Genomic DNA, 20,598 nt, shown 5'->3' on the forward strand with positions numbered 1-20,598 from the left:
TCACATATGAGCGTTATACTTTCCCTGTCGTGAACAGTTGTGCAAATGGCATCGAATTCTTTCACAAATTGCGATACTGTAAGCGTTCACATTATTCACTTCCCATGATCGTGGACGGTTATTGGAAATGAATGATTGTTAGCACTTAAGGCTGACACAAGAAGCTCCTCGCTTCTTGGTGACCAGTGCAATGAAGCATTGGAGAAAGGTAGAACACAATGCTGTCAATTTTCTTGTCGGAGTTCCTTGGAACTGCGGTGCTGTTGCTCCTTGGTGGTGGCGTCGTCGCAAACCATCTCCTTCCTAAGAGCAAAGGAAACGGTGGAGGATGGCTCCTCATCAACTTTGGGTGGGGTTTCGCTGTCTTTGCCGGTGTGTATGTCGCATACTCCACTGGCGGCCACCTCAATCCTGCGGTAACAATCGCTAAAGTTGTCGCCTACATGTTTGATCACACGGTGACACTTGGTGGTGACGTCCCAGTGACCGCTGCCAATGTTGCTGTGTACATCCTCGCACAATTCCTTGGTGCTTTTGCTGGTGCAGTCCTCGTATGGTTGACCTACAAGAAGCACTTTGATGAGAACTGCGACTCGGCACTTAAACTCGCTGTATTTTCCACAGGTCCAGAGATTCGTTCCTACGGTTGGAACGTCTTTACTGAAGCCATCGGTACAGCAGTCCTTATTATCTGGGTCTTTGTCTCAGGAGTCACACAGAACGCAAACGGTTTAGGTGCGCTTGGTGTTGCCGTCATCATTGTCGGCATCGGTATTTCCCTTGGTGGCCCCACTGGTTACGCAATCAACCCTGCGCGTGACCTTGGCCCACGTATCGCTCACGCAATCCTGCCGATTAAAGGCAAAGGTGGCTCAGACTGGGGATACTCATGGGTTCCTGTGGTTGGTCCGATTATCGGTGCAGTCATCGCAACGGTTTTCGTGTACGGCCTCGGAATTCTTGGCTTGGCCTCATAATATTTCGCAGGGTGAGGCTCACTTGCACATACCCCATACGGATATGTAAGTGAGCCTCATCAATCCCTCAGTATCACGATGACGTGGAAACGAGAAAGGTAACTCAATGTCTGAAAAAAAGTACGTACTCGCAATTGACCAGGGCACAACATCGTCCCGCGCGATCTTATTCGATCACTCTGGACGTATCGTTGCAGTGGGCCAGAAAGAACACGAACAAATTTTCCCTCGTGCTGGCTGGGTTGAACACGACCCAGCGGAAGTATGGACAAATGTTCGTGAAGTAGTTGCTCAAGCGCTCGCAAAAGGCGAAACAAATAAAGAAGAAATTGCCGCAGTCGGTATCACTAACCAACGTGAAACAGCGGTTGTATGGGATAAAAATACTGGTGAACCTGTCTACAACGCAATCGTGTGGCAGGACACTCGTACACAGGAAATCGTCGATGAGCTTGGTGGCGCAGACGGCCCTGATAAATACAAAGATATCGTTGGCCTGCCTCTGGCTACGTACTTTTCTGGCCCCAAGGTCAAATGGATCCTTGACAATGTTGAAGGCGCACGCGAACGGGCAGAACGTGGCGACCTGCTGATGGGCACAATGGATACGTGGGTTGTCTGGAACCTGACAGGCGGTGTAAGCGGCGGTATTCACGTAACAGATGTCACCAACGCGTCACGTACCCTCATGATGGATCTGAAGACCCTTGACTGGGATCAAAAGATCGTGGCAGATATGACCATTCCGCCCTCAATGCTGCCAGAAATTAAATCATCCGCAGAAACATACGGTGTGGGACGACCACAAGGACTCCTCGCAGGTGTGCCAATCTCAGGTATCCTCGGTGACCAGCAAGCTGCAACTTTCGGCCAAGCATGTTTCGACGTAGGTATGGCAAAGAATACGTACGGCACGGGCTGCTTCATGATTATGAACACCGGTAAAGAAATCGTTCCTTCCAAGAACGGCCTGCTGACCACGGTTTGCTACAAGATCGGTGAAGCTGACACTGTTTATGCTCTTGAAGGTTCGATTGCTGTAACTGGCTCATTGGTCCAGTGGCTACGTGACAACTTGAAGATGTTCGAAAGCGCACCGGAAATCGAAGAACTCGCAACCTCTGTGGAAGACAACGGTGGAGCATATGTTGTTCCCGCGTTCTCGGGCTTATTCGCCCCCTACTGGCGTTCTGATGCGCGCGGCGCCATCGTTGGCCTGACACGTTACGTGAACCGTGGACATATTGCACGCGCAGTCTTGGAAGCAACCGCTTACCAGACACGTGAAGTCCTTGACGCAATGGAAGCTGATTCAGGTGTGAAACTCGCTGCCCTGAAAGTTGATGGCGGTATGACTGCAAATGAAACATTGATGCAGTTCCAAGCCGATCAGCTTGGTGTCGATGTTGTTCGTCCAGTTGTTGCTGAAACAACAGCTTTGGGCGCAGCATATGCGGCAGGTATTGCTGTGGGCTTCTGGTCAGGTGAACAAGACGTGATCGACAACTGGGCTGAAGACAAACGTTGGAAACCTGCAATGGCACAGGACGAACGCGCACGCTTGTACCGCCTGTGGAAGAAAGCAGTGACACGCACATTCGACTGGGTTGACGAAGACGTGAAATAACACGGAAAAAACCATTGGATGCGGCGCTAAAATAATCCACCGCCGCATCCAATGACAGGTGTGCCCTGCCGTAAACAAACGGCAGGGCACACCTATACCTACTCACTACAGGAAATCGAAAGGATCAAAATCATCCACATCAATGATCTTCAAGCGCGGTAAATGCACTTGGAAGGCCTCTACGTCGTATTCCAAGTCAAGGATCTCTAAACCCTCCTCCTGTAAATCTTGCAGGTGACTTGAAATAAATTCTTTGAAGCCCATGACCGCGACCCTGCGGCCCGAATGTAAAAGTTCCTCCAATTGAGGAACGAAATCCCCATCATGACTGGCTAAAATCACAGAACCTGATTCAAGTTGCCCAATTGCTTCAAGGGTACGTTGAATACCCACATCAACTACTTTGATTTCTTCAGGCCCAGATAGGGGAATAGCTCGATAATTCATTGCGGTAAGAGCCTGAACAAACCCCATCGGTAAAAAACCAGAAGATCCATTCAGAAAAAATAGTCCCGAAGCTGGCTGTCCCCATAGGTTGCTGGCCGCTTGAATGACCCGATCCCAGCGGGGACGTTCTTCAGAATTTGGTCGTCTTTCAAGGACGGATAGACCTAAAGTAGTGTCAATATTTTCGCCATCAATGACCAGATATGTTTTTTCAGTCTTGTCCTCGAGGGAAGGCTGCCCACATGCGTCCATTATTTTTTTAACCTATCTCGCGTATATCGACACGTTTTATGTGCCGTATCTTTATTTATTTTTCATAACACGATGGCCTGAATGCACACCGCAGTACGATGGAGCATAGTTTACTGTAATGCCCTCTGACGTGGGTAATATTCCCTGTGAACTGCTGTGATAAAACGCTGAGATAGGTCCACACACTATTTTTTACGTGAATGGTGCGGCGAAATGATATATGTGATTGCGCACTTGCTGTGCTCAATGCGTGCCCTGCACCTATCATTAATACGGAGTTTCAAGGCGGCCTTTCTGATGGCGGCTGTGAACAACCAGAAAAGACACCCTGGGTTCTTACCTAGGACCCGGCGGGAAGCCCTCCTGCGGGGAGACGATGAGAGGAGGGCCATATGCCCACCGGCCGGATTAAATTTTTTGATACAGAACGCGGTTTTGGTTTCATTGATGGTGATGATGGTGTTGAGGTATTCCTCCATGCTTCTGCGCTCCCTGTAGATTTGTCGGCACCTCGTAAAGGCGCGCGCGTGGAATACGGCGTTGCTGACGGTCGTAAAGGTCCACAGGCCTTGTCAGTGAGACTCCTTGCAGAACAGCCTTCTGTTGCTCGTAATCAGCGGCGACGCCCAGAAGTGATGGTGCCTGTTGTTGAGGATCTCATTAAACTTTTAGACGCATCTTCAGGAGCGCTGCGTCGTGGAAAATATCCTGACAATGCCCCAAAGATTGCGAAAGTTTTACGGGCAGTAGCTGAGGATTTTGATGCCTAAGACTAAGAGCGTGCGAAAAATTCGCATCGATGAAGTTTTAGCTTCGGCAACTTTAGTGGCACGTGAGGCTGTAGCTGAGTTTATTTCAGAGGAACACCTTGGCGACCATTGTGGTTTCGTCATGGAAGCTGAACGCCTGGGAACGCATTTCTTTCACTCTCTGAAACCCGGTTATCGTGGCTGGTGCTGGGCGGTAAGTGTTGCACGTGCTCCACGTTCGCGCACTGTCACAATATGCGAAATCGACATGCTGCCAGCCGAAGGTGCTCTTTTAGCTCCCGAATGGATACCGTGGGAACAGCGTTTACGTCCGGGCGACTATGGGCGTGAGGACACAATTCCCTACAACGCCCATGATGAGCGTCTTGAACCAAACTACGAAAGCGCGGACGAAAATTTAGAGGTCTATGGCGCAAACGAACCAGGATACGGTCGTGTCCGTGTGCTTTCAGCTGAAGGAATCAGTCAAGCAGCTTCACGCTGGTACCGTTCAGATCAGGGTCCTCGGCGCGGTAGGCTACCGAAAGATACGTGCTCTACGTGCGGTTTTTTGATGAAAATGAGCGGTTCTATGCGTAGTGTTTTCGGGGTCTGTGCAAATGAGTGGTCGCAAGATGATGGTCGCGTAGTGAGTTTAGACCATGCGTGCGGCGCACATTCTGAGACGGATGCTCCGAAAACTCCTTCAGATTGGACGGTTCGCCCCTCACGTATCAACGATTTTTCAGTGGAAACTGAAAAGCTGAGCTAAGTGATATTGAGCACGACTTACGGTATTGTCTCAGAAAAAGCTATGTGTGCCTTGCATTAGAAAACTAAAACGTGCACGATTTTCTTCGTGAGCACTAAGCAAAAGAACGCTCAATCCCAGAGCAAAGCGCCTGTCAATTCGATTGACAAGTTTTTCCACGTCTCCGAACGTGGCTCCACCATTGCACAAGAAATCCGCGGCGGTTTCGTCACTTTCTTTGCAATGGCGTACATATTGGTCGTTAATCCTCTGATCTTGTCGATTGCTTTACCAGAAGGTTCAGCCTTTGGAACGCAAGATATCGCTGCCGGCACCGCTCTCGTTGCCGGCATTGTTACTATCCTCATGGGTGTTGTCGCAAACTTCCCGATGGCTTTAGCGGCAGGCATGGGCCTGAACGCAATGGTCGCTTTCACCCTTGTTCTTGGTTCAGGTCTGACCTACCAGGAAGCTATGGGTCTGATTGTGTGGGAAGGTATCCTCATCACCCTCCTTGTGTTAACTGGTTTCCGTGAAGCAGTTTTTCGCGCAGTTCCATTGCAGCTTAAAACCGCTATTTCTGTAGGTATCGGCCTCTTTATTGCATTCGTCGGCCTCATCAATGCAGGCATTATTCGTCCGGGCGGAACACCTGTTCAGCTTGGTGTGAATGGGTCGCTAGCTGGCTGGCCAGCAGTCGTCTTTGTTATCGGCCTGCTGCTGACAATTGTTCTGTACATCCGCAAAGTCAAGGGCGCAATCCTGATCGGTATGCTGTCCTCAACAGTATTAGCGATTGTCTTACAACTACTTTTGCACTTAGGGCAAAAGACTAAGGAAAACCCGACTGGTTGGGGTCAAACAATCCCTGAAATCACGGGTTCCCCTGTTGCTGTTCCTCAATTTGGAACGCTTGTGCAGGTTGACATGTTTGGGGCTTTCACAAAGATCGGCCCGCTCGCGGTTGTTCTGCTGATTTTCTCTCTCATGCTTGCTGACTTCTTTGACACGATGGGCACAATGGTTGCTATCGGCTCTGAAGCACACTTGATTGATAAGGAAGGTAATCCTCCGCGTTCCAAGCACATCCTGTTCATTGACTCTATTGCTGCAATCCTTGGCGGTGTCGGCGGCGTGTCCTCTAACACCTCTTACATTGAGTCATCAGCAGGTGTCGGTGAAGGCGCGCGTACAGGTCTGGCTTCGGTTGTCACAGGTGTTTTATTCCTCCTGTCTACTTTCCTGTCGCCACTGGTTGAACTGGTTCCTACAGAGGCCGCCTCAACTGCACTGGTTTTCGTCGGATTCCTCATGATGACTCAGGTCCTTGATATTGAGTGGACAAAGCCTGAAATCGCAATCCCTGCGTTCCTCACGATTGCTTTCATGCCTTTCGCTTACTCGATCACGGTTGGCATCGGTATTGGTTTCATTACCTACTGCGTCATCCAGGTTGCTCAAGGGCACTTAAAGAAAGTCCACCCGCTTATGTGGGTTGCTTCGCTGTTGTTCATCTTCTACTTCGTGCTTGGACCTATCCAACACGCTCTGCTTGGCTGATGAACTAAACGTTATATGTATGCCCCTTGTGACCAAATGGCGCAAGGGGCGTACTTCTTATATTGGCGACTAAATCATGCTATTTCTTGGACATGGCGAACTGTCTGATTGCGAGATAAAACATTCAGGAAAGACACTGTGAATCATACTTCTGCTTCCCTTATCGTCGCCTTTCATCGGGTGGATAGGTGAAACTTTCGCTGCTCGCTGGTCGTTACTCGTAGGGGTGTGAGCCTCTTTTACGGTGCCTGTCGTGGCAGCCTTGTAGGGAATGAAAAAACGAGGACCTAGCCCGCACTGACAACACAAGTAACACTGTATTTCCCACAGTGTTATTGCCTGCGATCAGGCAATAAATGAATATTGCTGGGGCAGTAGTGGAGCTACATGCCTTCGATGATGTACGTTATACAGGCAACTAAGGCTTCCACATCAGCAACAGAAGTTGAAGGGAAAGTCGCAATACGTAGTTGATTTCGACCCAGACTGCGGTAAGGCTCAACATCAACAACACCATTGTCCCGCAGGATACGCGCGATATGGCCTGCGGATAGGGAATCGTTAAAATCTAAGGTTACGACGACAGGGGAACGCCATTCTTCCTTTTGTACAAAGGGGGTAATAAGGTCTTCTGAATTTTCTGCCCAGTTATACAACACCTGGGAAGCGGCACGACTGCGTTTTTCCATTGCTTCGAGGCCGCCTTCTGCAAGCATCCATTGAATTTGTTGATCCAACATAATCAACGTAGCTAAAGCAGGGGTATTGAGTGTCTGGTCTTTGACAGAATTATTGATAGCCAACGATAAATCTAAAAACTGAGGCATCCAACGGTCGCTAGCAGCATGTAATTCATGCGCTCGCTTTTGCGCTGCGGGGCTCAGCAATGCAATCCACAAGCCCCCGTCCGAAGCAAAACATTTTTGAGGGGCAAAATAGTAGGCATCACAGAGAGTAACATCAACATTGATGCCTCCGGCAATCGAGGTGGCATCAACGAGGAGGAGCTGCTCGTTATTACCTATCCGACGTATTGGTGAAAGAGCGCCTGTTGATGTTTCATGATGTGGGTGCGCGAAAACATCAGGTGCTACAAAATCAGCGTGGAGGCCCGCGGGGGAATCAGATTTCTCATGCCCGCTGAGTAAGGCAACGTGGCCTGCTGGCGCCTCGACAATAATGGAGGGGTCCAGATGAGGGGCAGCCTGAGTTTCAGCAGCAAATTTTGACCCAAATTCACCGAAAACACCGTGGCATGCTTGCTGTTGAACCAAGGAAGTAGTGGCGATAGCCCAAAAAGCGGTTGCCCCACCGTTGCCAAGGACAACTTCCCACCCATCAGGCAGCGCATAGAGTTCACGGATACCTGCCCGCACAGAAGCAACGAGGTTTTTCACCGGGGCTTGACGGTGGGAAGTCCCCATTAGACCTGAATCATTAATGGCCTGAATATGCTGTGGAAAAATACGTGAAGGGCCGCACCCAAAGCGCCCATCGGATGGAAGAATATCGGCAGGAAGCGTCACAGTCATGTATCTGACTGTATCGCGCAGAGGCTGAGAAAGAATTGCGTGACACGGAGTGATCGGATTTCCGTGTGCGGCTTTACTGTGCTTTTCGTAAATGAAATAACGAAAAGTCTTGATATTTCAATGAAAATACGTATTTTAAGAAAATGGAGATGTGATAACTGACGAAGGGCTTTATTCTGTGCATAAACCTGATACAGCTGAAATGAGCGAAAAGGAGCCTTCTCGTGCCCGATCTCATTGACACTACAGAAATGTATCTGAAAACCATTTTAGAAATGGAAGAAGATGGTGTTACGCCTTTACGTGCGCGTATCGTTGATCGCTTAGGCCATTCAGGGCCAACCGTGTCGCAAACTGTTGCCCGAATGGAACGTGATGGTTTGTTGCATGTGTTAGGGGATAGGCGTTTAGAACTGACGGAGCAGGGACGTGCTCGTGCTGTCAGCGTTTTACGTAAACATCGTTTGGCTGAGCGTCTTTTATCTGACTTTATTGGTTTAGATTGGACCGAAGTTCATGATGAGGCATGTCGTTGGGAGCATGTCATGTCAGAGCACGTGGAACAGCGTTTACATACTTTGTTGAACTCGCCGACATCTGACCCGTACGGTAATCCGATTGATGGGGAGTCGCACCCGGCAGAAGGTTTATCTGTTGAACTGGCTGTGAGGGCATCGGTACCTACACGTGGGCGAGTTGTACGCATTGGTGAGCCTATACAAGCGGAGCGTTCTATTCTTCAGGCTTTTGACGCGGCGGGAATTCGTCCAGGAAGCTGGGTAGAAGTTGAATCGGCTTCTGCTGATGAGGTGCTGGTCCGTAACTGTGAAGATGCGGATACTTTGGGTGAAAAAGCGGTGGTGTGTATTCCATTGGTCCTGAGTCCACATATGTTTATTGCCGTTGAGTGAGTGTTACGTAACATTACCGTTATAAAGATGTGACATTTACTGCTGCTGTCGCTACTATGTGTAGTAGTTCATTTGAACAGGCTTGTTTCCGGGTTACCGAAGTTGGACTACTGGAGAACAAGAAAATAAAAGTCCAACACGGGGGAACCACTGCGACCATTAGGTCTTGGGGTGAAGTTTGGGAAACCGAACCGGGCTCTCCTGCCCGAATCCGACAGCTTACCTCGTAGGGTGAAAAAGGAGAAAACATTTGACACAGCCTAAGTATCAGGCGCGACACCGCAAGGTTCGTCGTCCAGTGATGCCTATTGAAGTGCTCACTGACACTGTTACTTCATTGAATCTGTCCTCATCACGATCAACTGCTGTTGCTTCTGTGACAGGTCTTGCTTTGACTGCCGTTGTAGGTGGGGCCGCCAATGCTGCGCCTGCTCAACAGGTAGGAGAGGCCGCTGTTAATCCTGCAACGGTGACGGCAACGCATGCGCCGGCAACGGTTGCTGTTCCTGATATCGCATGGACTGCTGCTGATGAGGTTTCTGCTTCTGCTGAAGCACCTACTGTGCAAGCCCCTGAAACTACGGCAGAACAATCTGTCGAAGCTGCTTCACGTGATTCTGTGCGCGCTGATGTGGCGCAGCAAGCTGCCACGGCACGAGCCGTAGCCGCAAATGCCGCAGGAGGCGATATCGTATCAATCGCCATGTCCTTGGTGGGAAGCCCGTATGTTTACGGCGGGAACAGCCCAGCTGGTTTTGACTGCTCAGGTTTCACACAGTATGTGTACGGTCTGGCGGGCATCGGTATTCCGCGTACTTCAGGTGCGCAGGGTGCTGCAGGAACCAAGGTGTCCTATGCGGAAGCTAAGCCAGGTGATTTGGTATGGCATGCATATGGTCATGTTGGTATTTATGCTGGTAATGGCATGGTGATCGAGGCAACTGTTCCGGGTACAACCGTGACGCTTCAACCGATATGGGGATATGACAGTTTCGTTCGTTACTGATGTGTCTTTCACTATTCTTTGCAAGGGGCTGGCCGTTGAGGTCAGTCCCTTGATTTTTGTCTGGATTTTTCTCTGGCTTATGCCGGTAATGTGGGCAAGCGCAGGAGGGTATTCATTTTTAACTGAAGCATTGGCAGTGCTGTTCTTGAGAGATTTTCAGAAAGATCAGGCACAATAGAATGACTTAGATCACAAGGAGGAGTTTATGGCTACTACGGAAGTCGTCCTTGTCGGTGTTGATGGCTCGAAGGAGAGCCTTGATGCTGCATCGTGGGCAACGGCTCGTGCTTTACGTACAGGAGCTCGGATTCACTTGATGTGCACATACGCTGTTGCTTCGTATTCTGCTGCGGCACTTGATGCTGGTTATACGGTTATTGATGATGATGCTCTGAGGCGTGGTGCGCAGCAGGTTGTTGATGAGGCAATGGAATATGTTCGTGAACGTGGTGCTCAGCATGTGTCCTCCTCGGTAGAAGCGGGTGATCCTGCAGGTATTTTGGTGGAAATGTCCCGTGAAGTGGACTTGATTGTTGTGGGTTCGCGTGGTCGGGGTGGTTTTGCTGACCGCTTATTAGGTACAGTGTCTGCTTCTTTACCTGCTCATGCGCACTGTCCAGTAGTTGTTGTTCCACGGCATACTTCCGGAAAGAAATTCACACCGATTGAACGAATAGTTGTTGGTGTTGATGGTTCGGAGGCTGTTTCTGTTGCTTTGAAACATTCGGTTGCTGAGGCTGCTGTATGGGATGCGCGTTTGACAGCGGTTTCTGCGGTGCCTCTGGCTTCAGGGGGCACGATGATGTCATGGCTGCCGACGGCAGTTGATCGGCGTGCTCTTTTGGATGATATTCGTCAAAGCCTATCGCAGGCAGTGGATGCAGCGTGTGACGGTAAAGATATGAAGGTTGCGCGCCATGTGTTAGATGGTTCCCCAGCTTCGCTACTCATCGAATTTTCAACAGCAGTTGATTTGATTGTGGTGGGTACGCGTGGTCGGGGTGGTTTTGCTGGAGTCCTCCTTGGCTCAACTTCGCAAACAGTGCTTCATCATTCGACTTGCCCAGTCATGATTGTTCCTTCTCGTATGAAGAATCATGAACCTGTTCATCCAGGGACAGTGTGGGAACGCCGATAGATACTTTGTTCTGTTGATGGGGACTGCACATTCCCTTGCATGTGGATATGGAAACGTTGCGGGGGAGTGTGTAGTTTTCTGTTTGTGGTTTTGGCGTGTGTTTCAGGTGCTTTGACGATGAGCTGCTGCGTGGATGTGAGTATTGCACGGTGGCAAAGCGACTGAGGTATTTTGCTTGCGGCGCATGGAAGGGCAAGGAAAGAAAACTTTCTGAGGATGCTAAAATAGCTGAGTAATTTCTTCTGCGTAAGGAAATTGCAAGGCCCTCGTAGCTCAGGGGATAGAGCACCGCTCTCCTAAAGCGGGTGTCGGACGTTCGAATCGTCTCGGGGGCACAAACTCCCAGTATTTCAATGTTTTACAATGTTGAAGTGCTGGGATTATATTTGCTAACAATCAAAAGTGTGCTCAGGAACTGAAGGCTCGTCCCTAGTAAGCCCTTGCGTTGCCTTTTGTATGGTTAGAACTGTGGTGCACGGGATGCAACTTATCTTTATTTGTGCAAGTGAACCGTCAGACTGCCCTCGTGAATAAGTTGAGTTTGCTGAGCGCAGTGAGTGCAATGAAGTTTTCGATCTGGGCAGGCGCTCGCAGCGCTGAATGACTTCTGTTTCATGCGCATGTTGTTTACCTAAGATATGAGGAAACATGATGTTGAATATTTGGTATGCGAACCCTCAAGGCCTTTACCCTTTACGAGGGGCAGCTCCCCCAAAATAAAAGTATAAATAATCTGTATTATGTATAAATAAGCATGCTATTTGATAGTTATTCCTTGTAAAGAAACAGAAATTATGTATCACGTGTAAAAATTTTGTGTATATATGCGTATCTTATTGTAAGACATTCAATGCGTTATTCTTCAAGAATTATTAAAGTTGTCTTGTTCGATCAACCATGCTCTAAGTTTCTACTTAAAGAAGGTGTATATGAAAAGGCAACTCCTTCGATTCACTGCAAGTGGCGCAGTATGCGCACTCGCTGCTTGCGGTGTGATGACAACACACACTGCTTATGCTGCTGACAGCGAATCCGCTCCGCTTGTGACAAATAGTATGAGTGAATTCGTATCAGCACTCAACGAAAACTCTGATACAGACGGAAGCACTGAATCCGAAACAAGCTCAGAAGATCCAGAATCGGATGCATCAAATGCTGACGACGAATCCGAACTGTCAGATACTGAAATGACAGATGAAGACAGCACTGAATCTGACGACGCTGAAACTCTCAATGAAGCAGAAGCTCAACCGAGTGCTGAGATCCCAAACCCACTGGATTTTTCCTCTTTCGCTGAAGATCCGGATGACTACAAGATGCCTGAGTCTGCTCGTCGTTTCGGAACGATTGGTAACCTCGTGATTCCAGCCCCGCAGCCGGGCAGCTCAGCAACAGGAAAGGTTCCCGCTGGTCTGGAAGCCTACTACAGCCAGCGAATTGAATGGGGCGCATGTGAACCATTCGAGCAAACCAGCAGTAGGGGTATGTTCCAATGCGCATACATTATTGTGCCGGTGGATTACAGTAAACCGGACGGCCAACGCGCAGCAATCGGTCTTCGCCGCTACCCAGCGTCGGGTGAATATAAAGGAACCATCTTCATGGATCCGGGCGGCCCTGGCTTTGGTGGCATGTGGATGGCAAGCCTTGGCATTCGGTCACACATGCGTGAACTCCACAGGAATTTTGACATCGTTGGTTTCGACCCTCGTGGAACTGGGGTGTCCTTGCCTCAAATTCGTTGCCAATCCAATGCTGCTACAGATGCGCAGCGACAAGGAAGCGACGGACTGAGCGGCGACAAACTCGATAAAATCCTCGAATACAATACCAACGAATGTTACAAACGTACCGGTGCAGGCTTTGCGAATTTTGATTCCACTGAATACCTTGCCAATATTGGCACACGTAACGTCATCCAAGACCTTGACGTGATGCGCTCAATCGTTGGCGACGAAAAACTGAACTACATGGGATTCTCCTACGGGACCTCAATTGGCTACCAATACGTTCAAGCTTTCCGCGATAACGCTCGCGCAATCCTCTTGGATGGTGTGGTGAACCCTTATCAGAACAATAAAGCCGTCGCAGCCAAATACGATGAATACTTCCCAACAAAGACAGGCTCTGAAGAAGTCGCCCAGATGATTGGCTTCCAAGGAACCTTTGAACAGTTTGCTTTACGTTGCGCCAAAGAAGAAGGCTTCACATACGGTGGACAAAAAGTGCCTTGTGCTTTGGGCGCAAAGAATGCTTCTCTTACTGAACTGACACAACGTTTCTATGAAATCACCCGACCCGCTTACGCTGCAGCAACTTTTGAAAATACGACTGATGGCCGTCATGTGAGCTGGGCGGATGTGAGTATTGGTGTTATTCAAGCCATGTACAGTGACGAACTGTGGCCAACCCTGAACGCGGCTCTCACACAACTGGCTGATGGCAGCGGTAACGGAACCCTGATTCAAAGACTTGCTGACGAATATTGGGGACGCGATGCTGGTGAATACGAGTTCGGTCTTTCAGCTTTCCAAGTTATCAGCTGTGTTGACGATGGCACTGACTACAGTGACCGTAATACTTTAGCGGCTGAAGCCCTGGAGAAATATCAGAAAGCACCTTTCACAGACCCAGGTAAAGACCCACAAACTGGTAAACAACGTGAAGCAGAACAAAAGTACGGCTGGTGCCAGTACTTCAAGAAACGCGGCGACCTGCCCACAGGCGTTGAAGTAAAGAATGCGCCGAATGTACTAGTCATGTCCACAACTCATGACTCTGCTACGCCGTACCCGAATGGTGTTATCGCAGCAATGGGCCTGAAAGGTACTTTGGTGACGGTTTCAGGTGCACGTCACACCTCATACGGTTCCTCAGCCTGCGGCAATGAGATCGTCAACAAGTACTTTATGGACCTCACTGTTCCTGCAGATGGAACCGAATCAGGACCAGAAATGGAAACGAAAGACCTACATTCCCGTACCGTGAACGGTCATGAATGTCGAGTTAATCGTTTTGACACGCTTGAACGTCAACCATCTACTGTGAATGTTGATACCACCGAAACAACACAGGGTGCCACCCTTACTCTCACCGTCACAGGTGGCGAACAAGGTGAAACCGTCACATTCACTGTGAACCCAGGTAACATCTCTGCCGGTACAGCCATTGTAGATGCAGAAGGCCGCGCAACAGCTACGTGGAATGTTCCTGCTGATCTTGCAAGTGGTGAGTACAGCGTAGCTGCCGCATTTGGAACCACCGGTGAAAACGCGACAAGCCAAACCTTCAGCGTAACAGAAAAGCCGCAACGTGTTTTCGGTGTGAACCCTGACAAGGACACAGTGAAACAAGGCGAACAGATCACTTTTACAGCCGCAGGTGGTGATGAAGGTGAAACAGTAACTTTCACTGTCCATTCTGATCCAGTTGTTGCGGGAACCGCAGTTGTTGAAGGTGGTGTAGCACGTTTGACATGGACTGTTCCTTCCGATTTTGAGGTAGGTTCGCATACGGTCACTGCTGAATTTGCAATGAGCCGTGGGGCAGCGACAAGTTCAGCTTTCAGCGTGATTGCTGCTGATGGAACACCTCAGGTAGAGCAAGTGATTGTGCCCAAAGATAAAGGAAAGGCTAAAGACAAAGACGGACAGAAACTGGCTCGTACAGGCTCCCAAGCCGTTCTTTACTCTTTCGCAGTAGGTGCTCTGCTTGCTTGTGCCGGTGCTATTTCCGCCGTATCACGTCGTCGTCAGAGTCACATCTGACAAGGCAAAACATAGCAAAAGCGTATTCCTGCTAGGAATATAGCTGAGCGCTCAATCAATCACGTATGAGGGCGTGGCGCCGAATAATTTCGATGCCACGCCCTCATTCTTTTTACTTTTTATCCGACAATCCCTACTTTCATCACCAGCTTTTCATAGGCGTACTCATAAAGAAAAATATCTGTGTGTAGCCCACTCCATGCTTCCTGCCGATAGGGAAGGGTATGATGAGCCTACTTTTAGGCATACACGCTGGATACTTTATTGAAAGGAAAACCTGTCCATGCGACTTGTCAAAGCCAGTGTCGAGGACGTGGAAACTATCCGCACAATCAGTATTGAAACATTTACTGAAACTTTCGCTGCTGATAACACAGCCGAGGATATGGAACGATACATTGCTCATGCATTTCATACGGAAGTTTTAAAAAAAGAAGTCCAAAATCCAGATTCCCAGTTCTTCTTGGCTTTTCTTGACGAGGAACTTGCCGGCTATCTGAAAATTAATGTAGGGACTGCGCAAACGGAAGATCGCGGCCCGCATTGCCTTGAAATTGAACGAATTTATGTGCGAAAAGCTGCAAAAAACCGAGGCCTAGGAAAGCTGATGGTCCATCACGCATGTGAACAGGCCCGTATCCTCAACCTCGGAGTAGTTTGGTTAGGAGTGTGGGAGCACAATAAAGCGGCTCAAACTTTTTATGAGAAGTTGGGTTTTCAGACCGTCGGAGCACACACATTTGTTTTAGGCGATGACGTTCAAAAGGACTTAATTATGGAGCGTAACGTGGGGCGTCTGTAGCCTGAAAGTAAGTCCTGAAGCATATATTAACGGGGGTGTGTTGTTCAGAATCATGATTCTGAACAACACACCCCCGTTAAATACCTCTAGGTATCAGTACCTTGCGTGTCGAGCAGCAATATTCGTATGACGGCGACGCTTTGTCATCATCATCCCGAGTAATGCCAGTGCAGAAGCGGTCGCACCTAGTGCTAGTGAATTCGTACCGGTATGTGCCAGCATCCCTGACTTCTTTGAAGGCTGGGGTGTTATTACTACTGGAACTTCTTCAACTTCTGGCGTTGAAGGTACCTCTAGCATTGGTTTTTCAACCGTCGGGTAATCACGTGGAACCTCACGGTGCCATTCCATGCTTGGCTTGTCAACCGTCGGGTAGTTATTTGGCAGTTCGTGATTCTTCAAACGGTACACGTATCGCACGTGAATGGTGCCTTCACGATATTCGCCGGATTCAGGTTCGCTATTGGCATGAATACGGACGAACTCGTAGTTCTTCTGGTTGAAGGTAATGTTCGTTGGTTTATCGTCTGAATTATCCGTGTTGTAAGTCTCGTGTGTGAAGACTGTGTCAGCCAAAGTGCCGTCGATAAAGGTTTTCGTGGCCACTAACCTTGCTGGTTTTTGATTATCAGCAGCAATTGGTTGATCTTCTTCATCGACGTAATGCACGATCAGATCACCCGAGACTTCTTCACTCGTGAGAACAGCAGTCGGTTTATCTTCAGTCAAGATTGGCTTATCAACCGTCGGGTAGTCATTTGGCATTTCGTGATTCTTCAAACGGTACACGTATCGCACGTGAATGGTGCCTTCACGATATTCACCGGATTCAGGTTCGCTATTGGCATGAATACGGACGAACTCGTAGTTCTTCTGGTTGAAGGTAATGTTCGTTGGCTTATCGTCTGAATTATCCGTGTTGTAGGACTCATGAGTGAGAACCTCATTCGTCAAAACATCATCGACAAATGTCCGTGTCGCAACCAATTTTGCTGGTTTTTGATTATCAGCAGCAATTGGTTGATCTTCTTCATCGACGTAATGCACGATCAGATCACCCGACACTTGTGTGACTTTTTGCCTTATTTCAGTGTTGGTTGCGGTGTAGTAGCGGGTGTTTGCTTGGGGGTTGGTGGTGGAGTTTGTTGTGTCTTCCACTGTTGCGGTGAACTTGGTTTCCCCTAAGGTGATTTTCCCGTCTGTTACGCCTTTTTCTGTAACCGTGTAGGTGATAGCTTCACCGTTTGCGTTGGTTGCGGGAAGATCATCAAAGCGTAGTGTTGTTTCGCCGGCGGCGAGTGTTTTTTCAACAGGGGTATCCCCGCCAGTGAGGACGAAAGTGACCTCGGCTTTGTGGGAATCATCTGTCACATTCCACACCTTTGACACCACAATATTTCGTGTTGGCTGGTACACCGCATACGTGTGAAGCGTATTCGCAGCAGCAACATTCAAAATATCGGTGATCTCATTACCGGCAGGATTCCACTCATGTGAGAATGTGCGCTCTTCAAAATTGTAGCGTGAAGCGTCACTAGGAGTCGCTGTATCAAAGCTGTATAAAGGATTACCTTTTTCGCTTGGCTCATGCCAATGACGGAAATCCCATTTCTTCCCATCTATCCGAAGGGTCGGCTTTGAATCAATAACAGTGAGCTCTGTTGCTGGCTTATTGTCAATGGAAACCTTGCCAGTGGCATAGAAAGTGTAATCCTGATTGAGTTTTTGACCCGCAGGATCCGAATCAGCAACACCATCAGTGATGGTTGCATCCGCATGATTCGTATGGTAAACCATGCGGGCACGTTGCCCCAGAACAACGGTGGAAGCATCAGGATCAAAGACATAATCCCACAAGGCAATACCCGTATGATCGCCATATGCGGCAATCTTTGACGATTCCACGGTATTTGATACGTAATGGAATGATTGTGCATCTGCTGGGGTCACCGTGTAATTCGATGCCATGTCAGCAGGTGTTGACTCAGTTGAGAGGATATCTGACGACGTGAGGCCGCGAGCAACTAAATATCCAACATGGCGATGAGCATTCTCACCGAAGAAACGAGAGAAGAAACCGCCTCCAGCAGCATTTTCTTTCTCTGACAAAGATACATTGACCTGCGAGGTGCGAGGACCCGACAGGATCACACTCGACTGCCCTTCGATGACGCGCACATCATCGCGAGCATTTGTTGAGAACTTGGCATCTGATCCGATAATGACATCTTTACGAGCGTAAATGGTGCCACCTGAGTGTTCTCCTGACGACAGCTCATGATTACCCCCTGCAAAGAATGCGTCAGTTGTTTTTGAGTTATTTGAAAACTCAGCGGAATGCGCATTGAGGTAACCGTCATTGAAAATGCCGGCAGTCATCTGCGTGGCATTATTGCTGATAATACGAGCCTTATTCGTTAAGGTGAGTTTTCCGAGGTTGTAGACCGCGCCACCGTAATTTGCCTGAGCATCCGTAATGCTTCCACCACGAATTTCCACTTCAGAACCAGCTGCAATGTACAGGCCAGCACCGGCACTATTTGCGTTCCACGTGTAGGCACGCGAATTGCTCAGAGTGGAATTTTCCAGAAGAAGGCGAACGCTTGTCTGACCCAGTGAAGCCCCAAGATCGGAACCTGTGCGGTGACCAACAGCGATGATGCCACCAACATGATCGGTCGTGAAACCGGTAAAAGTTGTTCCACGAATATGCGCCCGAGCGGATGCCCCATTCTCAAATGCAAGTGCGCCACCATATTTTGCAGATGAGCGCCAGGCTTCATTCCACCCAACACCATTACCGCTGAGGCGTGAATCAAAGAGATTCAGTTCACCGCCACCTACAACATCAATATGGCCACCAGCAAAAGCAACGGAAGGAATGTCCTTCATCGTAAATGTTGAACGCTCAATAGTGACGTAGGAGTTTTCAGTCATAATCGAGCCGCCAGAAGTACCAAAATACCCTGATGGCTCAGGCTGCTGCGGCAATTGTTTACCTACCAGCGTGAATGTGGAATCCGCGATGATGTTATGCGTCGAAGAAGTACCAGAACCTTCAAATTTGATGGCGCCACCTGTGTCAAAACCACCGATCACAGTGAAATCAGCCCGTTGGATATTGACACGAGTGCCATCCCCTGTTACCTCAATTGCTCCACCTTGGAGGCCGCCATCGCCATTGCTGCTCTTGAAGGTGTGGTTCTTGTCAAAAACTGTTCGTTCGTCGTTAGCGTCAGGATTAATGGTTAATAGGGAGCCGCCTTCCATTTTGATGGCGCCGCCCTCACCGTAATAGCCGCTGACATTTTTACCTGAGACGTTATTGATGAATTTGCCGCCGTGAACGGTGATCGTTGAGGTTCCTGAATAGATTGCCCCACCATGCGTATTTGTTGCAGGTGTTTTCCCTGCTTCCTGAACGGGAGCATCAGTTTTTGTTGAATTGTTTTGGAAAATTGTGTCCGTCATATTCAACTTTGCGTGCAAAGCATATACAGCGCCGCCGTCATAGAACTGCTTATTTGTGCCGTCTTCCAGTTTCTTGTCAAAAAGCTGGGTAGAGCCATTTTCCACAGTCACGGACTGTAAATTGAGGGTCGCATCATTGGTCAAAAAGAATAAACGTCCCTGAGCGCGTCCATCGATAGTTCCATGTGACACGGATAAAGTTGCTTGTGCAGATGAGACTTCGAACATGTTGTCAATGCGAGCACCCAGACTCAAAGTGTGACCACCCAAGTCAAGAGATGAAGTACCTGCTGCGAAAACCAGAGGGCTGGTGATGGTGATATCGCTAGATAAAGCAATAGAGGTATCGCCGCGCGTCAAAGCTTCACGAAGCTCTTGTTCGGTACTGACATTTGTTTCAGCTAAAGCTGGTCGCATGTAAAGAAATAAAGCGACAAAAGCGAGTGCAATAGTGATACACGTCGTGTAGGTAATAGATCGAGTTCTCAATGAAGACTCCGAAAACTAGCAAGGAAAAAGATTTAATACAGTGATACTTTACTTGAAAACTAAAGCTACAGGGCATTTTTTTTTTTCATTCAATGACGAAATCCACAAAATTATTGCCTCTTGATCTTTTTGTTGAGGCTTTAGTGTGCTAGAGGGTGCTTGATTCTTCCTTCTGCGCATTTCGCAGGAGGAAATATGCCCGCCGAAAGTTTGAAATGCGTCAAAATGAGCCGGATTATGCTCGCGAATAATGGGTATGGTCTATTGCGTATTACGCGTAGCAGGGTGCCCGCTCGCTGGTAATGAGGGTAAAGAAAACGTATCGTGCCAGCTTTTATAGGGGCTTACCTGAGGATGTCAATATGAGGAAATGATGTGGACTTTTGTTCACGTGTGGTAAAGCGTCATGACTCAAGGCAGTGGTGAAATGCGGCGATGCGCATGCAGATGCTCTGGCTCATCTGATATGAATATCCACTAAAGCTACAATGAGATTATTATGTGTGCATAATAGGAAAATGATTAGCGCAACGGCCAAGCTGATAGTATCACGCTTGGCCGGAACGCTACGTGACCCTCACGGTGGCCTCACTTTCACGCAGGACCTCACAAAATGTTTACCTAATATGAAAGGAAGGCCCGTGAGGGCATCTGAAGGTCACATTACTGGCCGCAAGTATTGTCATACTCAATGAGCATATCCACGCGGATTTGGTGACGGCCCCCCTCAAATTCCGTGGATAAGAACGAATCCATAATCATCGCGGCAAGTCCAGGGCCAACAACCCTTGCGCCCAAAGCCAGAGCATTCGCATCATTATGCTGACGAGATAGCTGCGCCGTAAAAGGCTCAGAACACACTACACAACGCACACCCGGCACAGAATTTGCAGCCAAAGAAATACCGACCCCTGTGCCACACACAATCACCGCACGATCAGCTTCACCTGCGGCAAGCACTTCAGCGGCTTGACGACCAAAAAGAGGATAGTGGACACTCTGATCGTCATGAGTGCCAATATCAATCACTTCATGACCGAGCTGCTGCGCATACTCACGCAAAAAATCTTTCAGTTCCACTCCGGCATGGTCAGCGCCAAAAACAATTTTCATGAGGTG

The 20,598-nt window shown here is 48.8% G+C and carries 14 protein-coding genes, 1 tRNA gene and 1 riboswitch; of the genes, 11 read left to right on the forward strand and 4 right to left on the reverse strand.

The genetic code is table 11. The features are described 5' to 3' along the window. Positions 1-218 precede the first annotated feature (218 nt). Positions 219-977 (forward strand): MIP/aquaporin family protein, encoded by a 759-nt coding sequence (locus tag LRP57_RS00895; RefSeq protein ID WP_231204146.1) that lies wholly within the window; start codon positions 219-221, stop codon positions 975-977. A 106-nt stretch (positions 978-1,083) separates the two neighbouring features. Continuing rightward, positions 1,084-2,604, forward strand: a complete 1,521-nt coding sequence (gene glpK / locus LRP57_RS00900; RefSeq protein ID WP_231204148.1) for a glycerol kinase GlpK — start codon at positions 1,084-1,086, stop codon at positions 2,602-2,604. 105 nt (positions 2,605-2,709) lie between these two features. Here glpK and LRP57_RS00905 read toward each other — a convergent pair whose 3' ends face one another. Continuing rightward, complete coding sequence (locus LRP57_RS00905; RefSeq protein ID WP_231204150.1) at positions 2,710-3,303, reverse strand: NYN domain-containing protein; 594 nt, start codon at positions 3,301-3,303, stop codon at positions 2,710-2,712. A 392-nt stretch (positions 3,304-3,695) separates the two neighbouring features. Between LRP57_RS00905 and LRP57_RS00910 the strand changes: the two genes are divergently transcribed. The 3 genes from LRP57_RS00910 (at position 3,696) to LRP57_RS00920 (ending at position 6,363) form a co-directional block, all read left to right on the forward strand. Next, positions 3,696-4,073: a cold-shock protein gene (locus tag LRP57_RS00910; RefSeq protein WP_231204152.1), complete on the forward strand. Its 378-nt coding sequence runs from the start codon at positions 3,696-3,698 to the stop codon at positions 4,071-4,073. Between the two features lie 10 nt (positions 4,074-4,083). Further along, positions 4,084-4,824: a DUF3027 domain-containing protein gene (locus LRP57_RS00915; RefSeq protein WP_231204154.1), complete on the forward strand. Its 741-nt coding sequence runs from the start codon at positions 4,084-4,086 to the stop codon at positions 4,822-4,824. 87 nt (positions 4,825-4,911) lie between these two features. After that, positions 4,912-6,363, forward strand: coding sequence for an NCS2 family permease (locus LRP57_RS00920; protein ID WP_231204156.1), 1,452 nt, complete (start codon positions 4,912-4,914; stop codon positions 6,361-6,363). A gap of 383 nt (positions 6,364-6,746) precedes the next feature. Here the strand turns inward: LRP57_RS00920 and serC are convergent, their stop codons facing one another. Then, entirely contained in the window at positions 6,747-7,895 is a 1,149-nt protein-coding gene (gene serC, locus LRP57_RS00925; protein WP_231204158.1) for a phosphoserine transaminase, read from the reverse strand. Between the two features lie 224 nt (positions 7,896-8,119). On the opposite strand from serC, the gene LRP57_RS00930 reads away from it, so the two are divergent. From LRP57_RS00930 to LRP57_RS00955, 6 genes are all read left to right on the forward strand, one after another. Then, positions 8,120-8,806 carry a metal-dependent transcriptional regulator gene (locus tag LRP57_RS00930; protein WP_231204160.1) on the forward strand — a complete coding sequence of 229 codons (687 nt, stop codon included), beginning with the start codon at positions 8,120-8,122 and terminating at the stop codon, positions 8,804-8,806. Positions 8,807-8,927: 121 nt separating this feature from the next. Continuing rightward, positions 8,928-9,054: riboswitch (cyclic di-AMP (ydaO/yuaA leader) on the forward strand. Between the two features lie 2 nt (positions 9,055-9,056). Further along, positions 9,057-9,812, forward strand: a complete 756-nt coding sequence (locus LRP57_RS00935) for a C40 family peptidase (RefSeq protein WP_231204162.1) — start codon at positions 9,057-9,059, stop codon at positions 9,810-9,812. 205 nt (positions 9,813-10,017) lie between these two features. Next, the gene (locus tag LRP57_RS00940; protein WP_231204164.1) at positions 10,018-10,950 is read left to right on the forward strand and encodes a universal stress protein; all 933 of its coding nucleotides are present in this window, start codon (positions 10,018-10,020) and stop codon (positions 10,948-10,950) included. 262 nt (positions 10,951-11,212) lie between these two features. Next, positions 11,213-11,285: transfer RNA gene (locus LRP57_RS00945), tRNA-Arg, on the forward strand. A gap of 594 nt (positions 11,286-11,879) precedes the next feature. Next, positions 11,880-14,717 carry an alpha/beta fold hydrolase gene (locus tag LRP57_RS00950; protein ID WP_231204166.1) on the forward strand — a complete coding sequence of 946 codons (2,838 nt, stop codon included), beginning with the start codon at positions 11,880-11,882 and terminating at the stop codon, positions 14,715-14,717. 283 nt (positions 14,718-15,000) lie between these two features. Then, positions 15,001-15,519 carry a GNAT family N-acetyltransferase gene (locus LRP57_RS00955; RefSeq protein ID WP_231204168.1) on the forward strand — a complete coding sequence of 173 codons (519 nt, stop codon included), beginning with the start codon at positions 15,001-15,003 and terminating at the stop codon, positions 15,517-15,519. A 93-nt stretch (positions 15,520-15,612) separates the two neighbouring features. On the opposite strand, the gene LRP57_RS00960 is transcribed toward LRP57_RS00955, so the two are convergent. Then, positions 15,613-19,479, reverse strand: a complete 3,867-nt coding sequence (locus tag LRP57_RS00960) for a Cna B-type domain-containing protein (protein WP_231204170.1) — start codon at positions 19,477-19,479, stop codon at positions 15,613-15,615. A gap of 663 nt (positions 19,480-20,142) precedes the next feature. Beyond that, positions 20,143-20,592 carry a ribose 5-phosphate isomerase B gene (gene rpiB / locus LRP57_RS00965; RefSeq protein ID WP_231204172.1) on the reverse strand — a complete coding sequence of 150 codons (450 nt, stop codon included), beginning with the start codon at positions 20,590-20,592 and terminating at the stop codon, positions 20,143-20,145. Positions 20,593-20,598 lie beyond the last annotated feature (6 nt).

Source organism: Schaalia sp. lx-260, assembly GCF_021083645.1.
Classification (GTDB): Bacteria; Actinomycetota; Actinomycetes; order Actinomycetales; family Actinomycetaceae; genus Pauljensenia.

Excerpts from the sequence above, each read along its gene's own strand:
- LRP57_RS00895 (WP_231204146.1), top strand. The coding sequence starts at position 219 with ATGCTGTCAATTTTCTTGTCGGAGTTCCTTGGAACTGCGGTGCTGTTG.
- glpK (WP_231204148.1), top strand. The coding sequence starts at position 1,084 with ATGTCTGAAAAAAAGTACGTACTCGCAATTGACCAGGGCACAACATCG.
- LRP57_RS00905 (WP_231204150.1), bottom strand. The coding sequence starts at position 3,303 with ATGGACGCATGTGGGCAGCCTTCCCTCGAGGACAAGACTGAAAAAACA.
- LRP57_RS00910 (WP_231204152.1), top strand. The coding sequence starts at position 3,696 with ATGCCCACCGGCCGGATTAAATTTTTTGATACAGAACGCGGTTTTGGT.
- serC (WP_231204158.1), bottom strand. The coding sequence starts at position 7,895 with ATGACTGTGACGCTTCCTGCCGATATTCTTCCATCCGATGGGCGCTTT.
- LRP57_RS00940 (WP_231204164.1), top strand. The coding sequence starts at position 10,018 with ATGGCTACTACGGAAGTCGTCCTTGTCGGTGTTGATGGCTCGAAGGAG.
- LRP57_RS00950 (WP_231204166.1), top strand. The coding sequence starts at position 11,880 with ATGAAAAGGCAACTCCTTCGATTCACTGCAAGTGGCGCAGTATGCGCA.
- LRP57_RS00955 (WP_231204168.1), top strand. The coding sequence starts at position 15,001 with ATGCGACTTGTCAAAGCCAGTGTCGAGGACGTGGAAACTATCCGCACA.
- rpiB (WP_231204172.1), bottom strand. The coding sequence starts at position 20,592 with ATGAAAATTGTTTTTGGCGCTGACCATGCCGGAGTGGAACTGAAAGAT.